At 61.4% G+C, this 11,710-nt stretch carries 8 protein-coding genes, 1 tRNA gene and 2 rRNA genes (1 of these 11 cut by a window edge); 5 read left to right on the top strand and 6 right to left on the bottom strand.

Annotated elements, in window-relative coordinates:
- Positions 1 to 16: 16 nt before the first annotated feature.
- From B1C78_RS00150 to B1C78_RS00135, 4 genes are all read left to right on the top strand, one after another.
- Complete coding sequence (locus tag B1C78_RS00150; protein ID WP_175628171.1) at positions 17 to 772, top strand: type IV toxin-antitoxin system AbiEi family antitoxin; 756 nt, start codon at positions 17 to 19, stop codon at positions 770 to 772.
- An 8-nt stretch (positions 773 to 780) separates the two neighbouring features.
- On the top strand, positions 781 to 1,689 hold the full coding sequence (locus tag B1C78_RS00145) for a nucleotidyl transferase AbiEii/AbiGii toxin family protein (RefSeq protein ID WP_077277124.1): 909 nt from the start codon (positions 781 to 783) through the stop codon (positions 1,687 to 1,689).
- A gap of 106 nt (positions 1,690 to 1,795) precedes the next feature.
- A complete protein-coding gene (gene mobH / locus B1C78_RS00140) occupies positions 1,796 to 3,607 on the top strand; it encodes a MobH family relaxase (protein ID WP_139349742.1) in 1,812 nt (603 codons plus the stop codon).
- A 120-nt stretch (positions 3,608 to 3,727) separates the two neighbouring features.
- Positions 3,728 to 4,711 carry a tyrosine-type recombinase/integrase gene (locus tag B1C78_RS00135; RefSeq protein ID WP_077277123.1) on the top strand — a complete coding sequence of 328 codons (984 nt, stop codon included), beginning with the start codon at positions 3,728 to 3,730 and terminating at the stop codon, positions 4,709 to 4,711.
- Between the two features lie 287 nt (positions 4,712 to 4,998).
- Here B1C78_RS00135 and B1C78_RS00130 read toward each other — a convergent pair.
- The 4 genes from B1C78_RS00130 to B1C78_RS00115 form a co-directional block, all read right to left on the bottom strand.
- Positions 4,999 to 5,074, bottom strand: a tRNA-Thr gene (locus B1C78_RS00130).
- 151 nt (positions 5,075 to 5,225) lie between these two features.
- Positions 5,226 to 5,912 (bottom strand): SPOR domain-containing protein, encoded by a 687-nt coding sequence (locus tag B1C78_RS00125; protein ID WP_077277122.1) that lies wholly within the window; start codon positions 5,910 to 5,912, stop codon positions 5,226 to 5,228.
- Positions 5,888 to 6,655 (bottom strand): type III pantothenate kinase, encoded by a 768-nt coding sequence (locus B1C78_RS00120; protein WP_077277121.1) that lies wholly within the window; start codon positions 6,653 to 6,655, stop codon positions 5,888 to 5,890. The genes B1C78_RS00125 and B1C78_RS00120 overlap by 25 nt, the downstream gene beginning before the upstream one ends.
- Positions 6,652 to 7,635 (bottom strand): biotin--[acetyl-CoA-carboxylase] ligase, encoded by a 984-nt coding sequence (locus tag B1C78_RS00115; RefSeq protein WP_077277120.1) that lies wholly within the window; start codon positions 7,633 to 7,635, stop codon positions 6,652 to 6,654. The genes B1C78_RS00120 and B1C78_RS00115 overlap by 4 nt, the downstream gene beginning before the upstream one ends.
- 88 nt (positions 7,636 to 7,723) lie before the next feature.
- On the opposite strand from B1C78_RS00115, the gene B1C78_RS00110 reads away from it, so the two are divergent.
- Positions 7,724 to 8,368, top strand: a complete 645-nt coding sequence (locus B1C78_RS00110) for a lytic transglycosylase domain-containing protein (protein ID WP_077277119.1) — start codon at positions 7,724 to 7,726, stop codon at positions 8,366 to 8,368.
- 491 nt (positions 8,369 to 8,859) lie between these two features.
- On the opposite strand, the gene rrf is transcribed toward B1C78_RS00110, so the two are convergent.
- Both rrf and B1C78_RS00100 read right to left on the bottom strand, forming a co-directional pair.
- A 5S ribosomal RNA gene (rrf, locus tag B1C78_RS00105) occupies positions 8,860 to 8,975 on the bottom strand.
- Positions 8,976 to 9,088: 113 nt separating this feature from the next.
- Positions 9,089 to 11,710: ribosomal RNA gene (locus tag B1C78_RS00100) — 23S ribosomal RNA — on the bottom strand (it continues 713 nt past the right edge of the window).

Genomic DNA, 11,710 nt, shown 5'->3' with positions numbered 1-11,710 from the left:
GCCCCCTGGTAGTCGAATGGGATCAAAAATAAACCAGCTTTTACAACAGTGGCCAGCCGGCAAGGTCGCCACGCTGCGTTGGCTCAATAGCCGAGGTGTCGACCGCCGGCTTGCGGACAAGTACGTCCAGTCCGGCTGGCTGCAACGACTGGGTCATGGCGCCTACATGCGGGCCGGCGAGACAGTCGATTGGGTCGGTGCGGTCCACGCCCTACAAACCCAACTCGGCCTCGCCGTCCATCCCGGCGGCATCAGCGCCATCGAGCTGCGCGGCTATACGCATTATTTGGCGTTGGGCGCGCGTGAGGTCGTTCTGTTCGGAAGTCCCGGCACGAAATTGCCCGCTTGGTTCGAGGCTCACCCTTGGTCCAGACCGGTAACGCTCGTGACGACCGGCGTCTTCGCGGGCAGCGAGAAGACCACGTCCACACTTCCGATCGACGGGGTCGGCCTCGAGGTCGCGACACTCGAGCGCGCGGCCTTCGAGATGATGTACCTCGTGCCGAAACGGCAGTCTTACGAAGAGGCCTTCCAGGTGATGGAATCGCTGACGTCTCTGCGTCCAAAGGTCGTACAACAGTTGCTCGAGGGCTGCACCTCGGTCAAAACCAAGCGGCTATTCATGCATGCCGCTGAGCGAGCAAACCACCCGTGGCTGAAGCGCCTAGAGATGTCGGCAGTCGACTTCGGGTCAGGCCGGCGCACCATCCACGCTGGCGGACGCCTCGACAAGAAATATGATCTGGTCGTCGCCGACCCTGGACAGGGTTAGGACCAACAATGTCAGCGCGCGATAGTTACAGAGCCCAGGTCGAACTTCTGATTCGCTGTTTACCGGCAGTCGCCAGCGTGCCCAACTTCGCGCTCAAGGGCGGCACTGCCATCAACCTGTTTCTTCGGAACATGCCGAGACTCTCGGTCGATATCGACCTGACTTACCTCCCGGTGACCGATCGCGACGCGGCGCTGACTGACATTCGCGCCCAGCTCACTACGATCGCCAATGCGCTAAAGAGGACTGTGCCGACCGTAGATGTCCAACTTGTCGAAGGCGATGCGCCCAAGCTGCTCGTAGACAAGTCAGGAGCGCGTATCAAGGTGGAGCCGAGCGTCATTATCCGCGGTAGCCTGGTGCCGCCGGTCTCAAGCGAACTGTGCTCGGCCGCACAGGAAGCCTACGAGCTCTTCGTCGAGGTCCAAAGACTCGACTCAGCGGACCTCTATGCCGGTAAGTTGTGTGCGGCGCTGGACCGACAGCACCCGCGGGACCTCTTCGACGTCTTGCATCTTCAAGCATCGGGCCCGATCCCGGATTCCATACGCCAAGCATTTGTCGCCTACCTCGCCGGTCACCGGCGCCCGATTGCAGAGCTTCTACAACCGAATCGCAAACCAACCGAGGACTTGTTCGCCAACCACTTCGCCGGAATGACCGAAGAGCCGGTTGAACTGGCGGAACTGGAGGCCGCTCGGACGCAGCTGTTCGAGTGGGCCGCGAGCGCCCTCGATGCCGACGAGCGGCGGTTTATCCTGTCCATCAAACAAGGCGAGCCGGATTGGTCGCTGTTACCGTTCGAAGGACTGGACCGGTGGCCGGCAATTCAATGGAAGCTACACAACATTCGAATGATGAGCAATCGCCGGCACAAAGCCGCGATCAGACGACTGCGAGAAGTTCTTCAGATCTAGCCCTCTCCTACCTATCCAGGTAATTGCTGAAGCCACAGAAACTACCCCCGGGGAAGTATCGGTTTCTCATTGCGTCACCCGTGGGACGGGATTAGCTTCCCTGCCCATGCTCGGAAACCTGCTACGCAGAATCCGCGGCCAGCGATCCCCGCCCAGTCGCGGATCGAGAGATGGCCTTATTCCGGTCCAGACGGCCGCAAGCCTTTTGCAGCCCACCCATCGGCAGGCGATTTTGAACCAGATTGCATCCCTGACCAGTCTTCCGCCGCAGCATTACGCGGTGCTTATGCAGCAGGCCATCGAGCGCTACGGTCGCTTTGTACAGCAGCTGCCTGCCTCAGAGGCACACCATCATGCGAACCTTGGCGGTATGCTGGATCATGGCCTGGAGGTTCTGACCAAGGCGCTGAGGTTGCGTCAGGGGCACATTCTGCCTCCTGGCGCCGAGGCCGAGAAGATTGCGAAGTTGGCCGACCTATGGACCTATGCGGTGGCCACAGCCGCCCTCCTCCACGACCTTGGCAAACCCGCGGTCGATCAGACCGTCACCCTCTATGATTCCAACGGGCGCCGCCTCGCCCGATGGGACCCCTGGTCCGGCCCCATGGACCAGGTGGCGGCGTGTACTGCCTACACGGTCGAGTACCGCCGCGACAGGCGCCACAGGTTTCACGAACGGGCGACCCCGCTCCTGGTCCACCATATTCTGCCCCGAGAAGCGCTCTCCTGGATCGCGAGCGACCCTGAGGTATTCTCTTGCTGGCTCGCTGCCATCTCAGGGGCTGCCGACGACGCCGGCATCCTGGGCCAGATTGTCCTGCAGGCAGATGGCGAATCGGTAGCAGCCAACCTCTGCGCCGGGCCCTCGGAACGCGCGGTCAGGGGACGAGCAAAGTCCCTGTGGGAGCGTCTGCTGACCGGATTGAGATTTCTGATCTCGGAGGGCGATCTGCCGTTGAATCGTAACGGCGCGGCGGGATGGCTGGTCGGCGATGAGCTCTGGCTGGTCTCCAAACGCACCATCGACGCCCTGCGTGGGCACCTCACCGCCGAAGGTCATAGCGGGATCCCATCATCGAACGACCGGGTGTATGACACGCTCCAGGAACACGGCATCCTGATGCCGAACAAGGATCGCGCCATCTGGCGAGCCACGGTCGCCGGCGACGGGTGGCGCCATGACCTCACCCTCATCCGTATCCCTGCCCACCGGATCTGGCCCGATCCAGCGACACGACCAAGCCCGTTTGATGGCGAGATAATTCCGATCACAGACGTAGACGAGGGGGCCGAGCAGACACAGGGTCCGGCTGAGATGGTTGCGGGGACAGATGAGCCGGGGCCTATCGCCCAGCCGGCAGCACTTCCATCTCCTTATGAACCACCGCCCGCGACAAAGAAGCACGAGGAGGCCGCGAGCCATGACGCGGCCTCGCTTGAACGACCAGACCCGACGTTCCCTGGGAACGTCCCGTGCCCGGACGTTCCCACCATCGCATCCGCCAAAGCCCCGGCACGCGCAAACGATCCGCTGGACGGTCGGGATCCAAACGACGCGGGCGTGAGGTTCGTCCAGTGGGTGCGGCACGGGCTGGTCACCAAACGGATTTCGGTGAACAACGCCAACGCCCGCGTCCACACGGTGCCCGAGGGCGTGCTCCTGGTGAGTCCCGGGCTGTTCAAGGATTTTTCGTCGGAAGCCGGTGGTGAGTCGTGGGAGCACGTACAGAAACGCTTCGCAAAGTTCAAGCTCCACGAAAAACTTCCGGATGGAACCAACATCCACCGTTACCGTGTGAGCGGCCCCAGGCGCCAATCCAGTATCAAGGGATTCATGGTGGCGGATCCCGGCCTCATCTTCGACGGGCCGGCTCCCGCACCGAACAAGTACCTGCAGCGCGCTGATTCAGTGGAGTAGCGCCCCTCGCGCGTAACCACTCCGTTCCGGGCTATACTCCGATTTGCCAGGGATCAAACTTTCCACTTCCCGTATAATTCCGACGTTTGTGCGTCAGACAACGGGAAAGGGAGCATCCCCATGGCAGAACTTCTGGCTCGGGCCGAGATCAGCCCGTCAACCATCACCGATTTGCTGGAGCGCTACCTCAAGGACAACATCCTGCGCCCAGCAACGCTCAGGACCTACCGAAAGGTTATCGCCTGCCTGATCAAAGACTGCGGCAAGGGTGCGGACACCCTGCCTCTCGGTGAGATCACGTTCGACCTCCTGACCGAATGGCGCCGGATGGTCCTTGAGAGAGCCTCGCCGGCCACCTGGAACAACTATCGCACCCATCTCAGGGCCCTCCTGAACTATGCGATTCTCTGGGGATGGATCGAGACCAATCCGCTCATCTATGTGAAATCCGCCCCGACGGCCCAGCGGCGCAAGCGCACTGTCCCTGAAAAGAACCTGCGCACAATTCTGGCGCTACTGAACGACGATTATGGGGACGACGGCGGAACGGATACTGGTTCTCTGTATCCCCGCTGGTTTTGGCGGATCGTGCTGAGAACCTTCTATTACTCCGGGATGCGACTCCGTCAACTCGTCTCCCTACGTTGGCGTGACATCGATTTTGCGCGCAACGAGATCCTTCTCACGGCAGAGGGAAGCAAGACGCGACGGGAATGGACCATCCCCCTATCGACCCTGCTCCGGGACGATCTCCGCCTTCTCATGAACCGCACGATGCGGACATCGGGTATCACGGCCCAGGCAGCACTATTGGATCGACAGGTTTTCAACGTGACCCTGTTCTACAAGCGGTACAAAGGGGCCGAGATGACAGAAGCACACGTTCACGGCTTTTTCAGGCGCCTCTCCGGGGCTACGGGAATCGCGATCTCTGCCCACCGGATGCGTCACACGGTGGCCACCGAGCTCATGCGTGGCCGGAACCCGGACGTGAAGGCCGTGCAGCAGCTCCTGGGGCATACCGACATCCGAACCACTCTCAGCTATGTCGAGACCGACACGGAGCAGCTGCGGCATATCGTGGGCAACCTCACCGCTTTGTAAGGCGACGTATCGAGCGCAGATGGTGCCGGATCACCGAGAATGGGGTATGGTGACACCTTGCATGTCCGGCGGAATTGATATAGATAGTGGGGCGAATCTCTCTGACGGGGCGTAGCCGTCGGATGAGTCCAACAACTCTCTGTGAGATGGAGGCAGTTCGGCCAGGGTGGGCAGGAAAAAAGCGAGGGAAGCGTGTAGCACCACGCCCCCCTCGCTCGATCCGGGTACATCCGGATCGGTCCCTGGCTCGGCTCCGGTGGCGGGAATAAAACCCTTGCACCGGAAAGTGGAGCTGGCGACAGGAGTCGAACCTGCGACCCGCTGATTACAAATCAGCTGCTCTACCAACTGAGCTACGCCAGCCGAATATCCCGACATTCGCGGACCGGCCGGCATCCGGGATGGGTGCCGGTTATGCCCACCTGGCGGCACCGGGTTTGGACGCGTTCGACCAGTGGCCTCACGTGCATCCCGGTAGTTTCGCAGTCTACTTCAAGGTTGGCGGCAGGGGCAATCATCCCTGTGGGAGGGCCTCTCCCGGGCAAGGCCGTTGCATACGACCGAGTGTCTCGGGTACGTCCAGCGCATCGACCCGGTCGGCGGGTACAGCCAGGTCCAGCCAATAGACGGTCTGGGTCCGGAACCGGGCCTCGATCTGCGGCGAATAACCCAGCGCCTCCAACTCCCGGACGCGGCGCCTGGCCCGCTCGTGCTCGGAGAACAGCCCAAGGGACAGCCCGTGGCGAAAATCGCCTTCGCCCATCACGTAAAGATCCTCGACACCGAGTTCGGTGAGCGAGCGCGCCAGGTCCTGTGCGGCCTCGCGGCTGCTGCGTGGCGGCAGGTAGACCCAGTAGGTGGAGGGCACTTCCCTCGATGCGGTGCGCAGGCTGGCGGCGGCACCCTGTTCCTCCAGCGCAGCCTGCAACGCCTCGGCGGCCTCGCGCTCGGCGAGCGGCCCCACCGTCTCGCAGATCAGCGCCGGCACGGCGACCACGGCCGGTTCCGGCGCTTCGCGCGGCTGCGTCTCGGGCAGCGCTTCCGGGGCCTCCCGCTCGTCCAGCAGAACCAGCCGGGCCACCCCGGACGGCGGCTGCACCTCGGCGTAGCCGTTTAGGTGCGGCGCGGGTTCCTGGTGGGCGGTGTGCCAGTAGAAGAAGGCGACGTTGAGCAGAATCAGCAGGAGTGCCAGGGATCGCATGACTCACCCTCCATGATGAAATACGCCCCCTGGAGCACGAGCCAGGGGCGCCACGCGTAAGACAAGGTGCCGTGCGCGCGGACAAGGCCCGCATTGCCCCCGGTCAGCACGCATTCGGCCTGCCCGCCCAGACATTCAACCATGCGCCGGCAGATACCCTCTACAGCATACACCAGACCGAGCGTGCTCCCGGATACAATGGCATCAACCGTGTTGACGGCCGGAAAATCGACTTCCCGGTCCTCCGCGCGGGGAAGCACGGCCGTGCCCGTGGACAGGGCGTCGAGCATCAGATCCCTGCCGGGCATGATCACGCCGCCCGCGTGCGCCCCCGCCTCATCGACGCCGTCGACGGTGACCGCGGTGCCGCAATCCACGACGACGACGGGCCCCGAGAACAGCCGGCGGGCCGCCACCATGGCCGCGTAGCGATCGGCGCCCAGGCTGTCCAGGTTCGCATAGGCCGGGCGCACACCGTGGGTGCCGGAGGAGGCCCTCACGCGAAGCGGTTCCGGCCATCCCGCTTCGGCGCACCACCCGGAGACCTGGTCCGCAAACTGCTCGCCGCGCACACTGACCAGCGCCACCGCATCCGGAGTGCCCGCATTCGCAACCTGCCGGACCAGTTCCCCGAAACCCCGGGCGTCGGGCTGCACACACCCGGTGACCGGCTCATGCCCGGCGCCCACAAATGCCCACTTGAGGCGGCTGTTGCCGGCATCCAGGAGCAGTTTCCCGTTCATGCGCGGCGCCTCCGAACCCGGACATCGCCGGCATCCAGGGCCACGACACCCTGTGCCGTCTCCACCCGCAGGCGACCGTGGGGGTCAATCCCCCGGGCAATGCCCTCGATGGCGCCGCCCGGAGCCTCGGCGCGTACCGGCTCCGAGGCCAATGCATCGAACCGCGCCCAGTCTCCGGGCAGCGACGCAGGATCCCGCCCGGGAAACCCGGACAATTCCCGGACCAGGGTATCCAGCATCACGGCAGCCAGGTGCTCCCGCCCGGGGCAACCCCCGGGCAACAGCGTTTCCAGATCGGTCCAGGGCTGGTCGATGTGCGTATCCCCCGGAACGCGCACGTTGATGCCAAGCCCGACAATCAGTCGCTTTCGCTGCCCGCCCTGCCGGTTCTCAACCAGCATCCCGCCCAGCTTCCTGCCGTCCACCTGGAAGTCATTGGGCCATTTCAGGCGAATGCCGGTGACGCCCAGATCGTGCAGCGCCCGGGCCACGGATAACCCGAGCGCCAAAGTGATATGGGGCGGCAGTGCGGTCCAGGCAGAGACATCCCAGCGCAGGCTCATGGCGATACCGCTACCGGGCGGCATGTGCCAGCCGCGCCCGCGCCGGCCGCGACCGGCCGTCTGGTATTCCGCAAGGCAGGCAGGCACCCGGTCGCCGTGGGGCAGAGCCGCCACCCACGCATTGGTGGAATCCACCACGGGGTGCACGTGAACCTCAAGCCGCCTGCGCGTCGCGGCGGAGAGCCCAGCCTCGATCCGCCGGACCTCCAGGGGCGGCAGGCAGGCAGCCGGCCATCGCAGGTCGTCGCTGGCGGACTCGGGCAGGATCATTCCCCACTGGGTCAGCACCTGCCGGGCGGCCTGCAGGCGCGCCCCCGCCAGCGGCAGTGCAGTCGTCACACCGGGGCGCTCGGCCCGGGCGATCAGGTAGCCCAGCAGGTCCGCCGCATCCTGCATCAGGGCGGTATCCGACAACATGGCATCTGGTTTGGATGGATGGTGGCTGGGCACACTTATGGGTCTGTCCGTATTTCCTTTATGATCAGGGGCTCAGGGGAGGAACTCAATGCGCCTGATTCACAGAAGCGGGATTTCCCGGCTGCCGTTGGGGCTGGCGCTGCTGCTCGTGCTGGCGCCGCCCCTGCTTGCCCAGAACCAGATCCATGTCCACCGGCAACCGGACGGCACGATGCTGTTCACCGATCGCCGTGTCATGGGGCCCGATTACGCCTACATCCGCTCCTACGGGCGGCCCACCGCCTCGCACTCCTGCAACGGCATCACACCCGCGGTGCTCGCCCGGCGCGCCGAGCCCTACACGGCCGCCGTTCATGACTTCGCCAACCACTACGGCGTGGACCCGCAACTGGTCAAGGCGGTCATCACCGTCGAGTCGTGCTTCGACCGTTTCGCCGTATCGCGCGTAGGCGCTCGCGGCCTGATGCAGCTGATGCCGGGCACCGCGGATGAACTCGGTGTACGCGACAGCTTCGACGCCGTTGACAACATTCGCGGTGGGGTGCGCTACCTGCATCGCATGCTGCAACAGTTCGACCAGGACGTCACCCTGGCTCTGGCCGCCTACAACGCCGGCCCCGGTGCCGTGCAACGCCACGAGGGCGTCCCCCCGTTCCGCGAAACCCAGAACTACATCGTCCGCGTCATGGACCACTACCAGCGCCTGGCGGATGCTTCCGCCGCGGCCCGCTGAAGTCCCCTCTCCGGCAAAGGCGTTTCTTACCACGAAGGGCACGAAGGGCACGAAGAAAAGGCTCTCGTGCTGTTGGGTTTCGCCTGATCCGTGAGGTCCTGCGCCATCCTAAGGGGTGGTGGCTTCGTTCGCTCCGGCGAACATGTCTCTCGCAAAGCCGCGAAGCGCGCCAAGAAAACCAACATCATGTAGGTTGGGGTGAGGAACGAACCCCAACATGCGGTGAGTGATCCCAGCCAATGATGTTGGGGTTCGTACCTCACCCCAACCTACTCAATCTTCGAAGTTCTTGGCGCGCTTCGCGGCTTTGCGAGAGGAACAAGCCGGAAGTGTCTCCCGGGCACTGAAGCCCAGCTCGATTACCAAGGTTTCACACAGGCAATTGATCATTTGACCAAGACCCTTCGTGCCCTTCGTGCGCTTCGTGCGCTTCGTGGTTCAAACCAAAAAAAAACCCCGGCTGATTGCTCAGCCGGGGTTTTGCGTTAAGTGCCTGGCAGTGACCTACTTTCGCATGGGGAAGCCCCAAACTATCATCGGCGCTGAGCGGTTTCACTTCCGAGTTCGGGATGGGATCGGGTGGTTCCCACTCGCCATTGCCGCCAGGCAAACTTGTACCGTGTTCCGATCAATCTCGTCACACGGAATTCGGAAAAACATCCAGGCGCAGTGTCATGTCGATTTTGGAGCCACATACACACCCAAACTGTTTGGGGTTGTATGGTCAAGCCGCACGGGCAATTAGTACTGGTTAGCTTCACACATTACTGCGCTTCCACACCCAGCCTATCAACGTCGTAGTCTCCGACGGCCCTTCAGGGACCTCGAGGGTCCAGGGAAATCTCATCTTGAGGTGGGCTTCCCGCTTAGATGCTTTCAGCGGTTATCCCTTCCGTACTTAGCTACCCGGCAATGCCACTGGCGTGACAACCGGAACACCAGAGGTACGTCCACTCCGGTCCTCTCGTACTAGGAGCAGATCCTCTCAAATTTCCGACGCCCACGGCAGATAGGGACCGAACTGTCTCACGACGTTCTAAACCCAGCTCGCGTACCACTTTAAATGGCGAACAGCCATACCCTTGGGACCTGCTTCAGCCCCAGGATGTGATGAGCCGACATCGAGGTGCCAAACACTGCCGTCGATATGGACTCTTGGGCAGTATCAGCCTGTTATCCCCGGAGTACCTTTTATCCGTTGAGCGATGGCCCTTCCATACAGAACCACCGGATCACTAAGACCTGCTTTCGCACCTGCTCGACTTGTCTGTCTCGCAGTCAAGCACCCTTTTGCCTTTGCACTCAGTGCGCGATTTCCGACCGCGCTGAGGGTACCTTCGCACTCCTCCGTTACTCTTTGGGAGGAGACCGCCCCAGTCAAACTACCCACCACACACTGTCTCTGTCCCGGATAACGGGACTAGGTTAGAACTTCAAACATGCCAGGGTGGTATTTCAAGGTTGGCTCCACGACGACTGGCGTCGCCGCTTCAAAGCCTCCCACCTATCCTACACAAGCAGGTTCAAAGTTCAGTGTGAAGCTGTAGTAAAGGTTCACGGGGTCTTTCCGTCTAGCCGCGGGTACACTGCATCTTCACAGCGATTTCAATTTCACTGAGTCCCGGGTGGAGACAGTGCCGCCATCGTTACGCCATTCGTGCAGGTCGGAACTTACCCGACAAGGAATTTCGCTACCTTAGGACCGTTATAGTTACGGCCGCCGTTTACCGGGGCTTCGATCAAGAGCTTCGTCCGAAGACTAACCCCATCAATTAACCTTCCGGCACCGGGCAGGCGTCACACCCTATACGTCCTCTTTCGAGTTTGCAGAGTGCTGTGTTTTTAATAAACAGTCGCAGCGGCCTGGTCTCTGCGACCCCCAGCAGCTCAGGGAGCAAGTCCCATCACCACCAAGGGCGTACCTTCTCCCGAAGTTACGGTACCATTTTGCCTAGTTCCTTCACCCGAGTTCTCTCAAGCGCCTTGGGATTCTCACCCTGCCCACCTGTGTCGGTTTCGGGTACGGTCCCGTGATACCTGAAGCTTAGAGGATTTTCTTGGAAGCATGGCATCAGTCACTTCGCTCCACGTAGGAACTCGTCGTCACGTCTCAGGATTGTGAAACCGGATTTTCCTGGAATCACTCCCTACTCGCTTGAACCGGGACAACCAACGCCCGGATGACCTAGCCTTCTCCGTCCCCCCGTCGCAGTATCACGAGGTACAGGAATATTAGCCTGTTTCCCATCGATTACGCATTTCTGCCTCACCTTAGGGGCCGACTAACCCTGCGCCGATTAACGTTGCGCAGGAAACCTTGGGCTTTCGGCGTGCGGGTTTTTCACCCGCATTATCGTTACTTATGTCAGCATTCGCACTTCCGATACCTCCAGCATGCCTCTCGACACACCTTCACAGGCGTACGGAACGCTCCTCTACCGAATCAGATGACAGATTTCAGACATCAGATCTCAGATCAGACATCAGATTTCAGACTGGCGGCTTTTGAGAGGCCTGTGAGCATTTTCGCCACTTCGACGTACTCGGCCTTCCAGTTCGTCCACTCGTCTTTTCCGATGTATCCGAGATCTACGCAATATCGTAGCCAGACCCGCATCTCGTCAGCCGAACCGATCGCCATTTGAACGAAACGGTTGAACTCGGCCTGAGAGGCGCGCTTGGCATATCCTTCCGCCAGATTCGCCGGTATCGACTTGCTCGCCCGACGCATCTGTGCAGCCAAACAATATTGCTCGACCTTGGGCAGCTTCAGACTTGCACGGTGTATTTCCAGCGAGAGCTTGTATGCCCGCTGAAAAACCTCCATGCGCTCGAATCCGTTCGCATCCATATCAAACCTCCATGTTGCTTCTGATTTCTAATATCTGAAATCTGCCATCTGATTCCCGCAGCTTCGGTACATGGCTTAAGCCCCGTTAAATCTTCCGCGCGGGCCGACTCGACCAGTGAGCTATTACGCTTTCTTTAAAGGATGGCTGCTTCTAAGCCAACCTCCTGGCTGTTTCTGCCTTCCCACATCGTTTCCCACTGAGCCATGATTTGGGGACCTTAGCTGGCGGTCTGGGTTGTTTCCCTCTCCACGACGGATGTTAGCACCCGCCGTGTGTCTCCCGTGCTCGCACTTCCTGGTATTCGGAGTTTGCAATGGTTTGGTAAGTCGGGATGACCCCCTAGCCATAACAGTGCTCTACCCCCAGGAGTGATACACGAGGCGCTACCTAAATAGCTTTCGAGGAGAACCAGCTATTTCCGGGCTTGTTTAGCCTTTCACTCCGATCCACAGCTCATCCCCTAATTTTTCAACATTAGTGGGTTCGGGCC

It is taken from the genome of Thioalkalivibrio denitrificans, from assembly GCF_002000365.1.
GTDB lineage: Bacteria > Pseudomonadota > Gammaproteobacteria > Ectothiorhodospirales > Ectothiorhodospiraceae > Thioalkalivibrio_A > Thioalkalivibrio_A denitrificans.
Note: the sequence above shows the minus strand (reverse complement) of the source record. Positions and strands in the feature narration are given on the sequence as shown.

Bases quoted from the DNA above. Each gene is read 5' to 3' on its own strand.
- B1C78_RS00150 (WP_175628171.1), top strand. From the start codon at position 17: ATGGGATCAAAAATAAACCAGCTTTTACAACAGTGGCCAGCCGGCAAG.
- B1C78_RS00145 (WP_077277124.1), top strand. From the start codon at position 781: ATGTCAGCGCGCGATAGTTACAGAGCCCAGGTCGAACTTCTGATTCGC.
- mobH (WP_139349742.1), top strand. From the start codon at position 1,796: ATGCTCGGAAACCTGCTACGCAGAATCCGCGGCCAGCGATCCCCGCCC.
- B1C78_RS00135 (WP_077277123.1), top strand. From the start codon at position 3,728: ATGGCAGAACTTCTGGCTCGGGCCGAGATCAGCCCGTCAACCATCACC.
- B1C78_RS00125 (WP_077277122.1), bottom strand. From the start codon at position 5,912: ATGCGATCCCTGGCACTCCTGCTGATTCTGCTCAACGTCGCCTTCTTC.
- B1C78_RS00120 (WP_077277121.1), bottom strand. From the start codon at position 6,655: ATGAACGGGAAACTGCTCCTGGATGCCGGCAACAGCCGCCTCAAGTGG.
- B1C78_RS00115 (WP_077277120.1), bottom strand. From the start codon at position 7,635: ATGTTGTCGGATACCGCCCTGATGCAGGATGCGGCGGACCTGCTGGGC.
- B1C78_RS00110 (WP_077277119.1), top strand. From the start codon at position 7,724: ATGCGCCTGATTCACAGAAGCGGGATTTCCCGGCTGCCGTTGGGGCTG.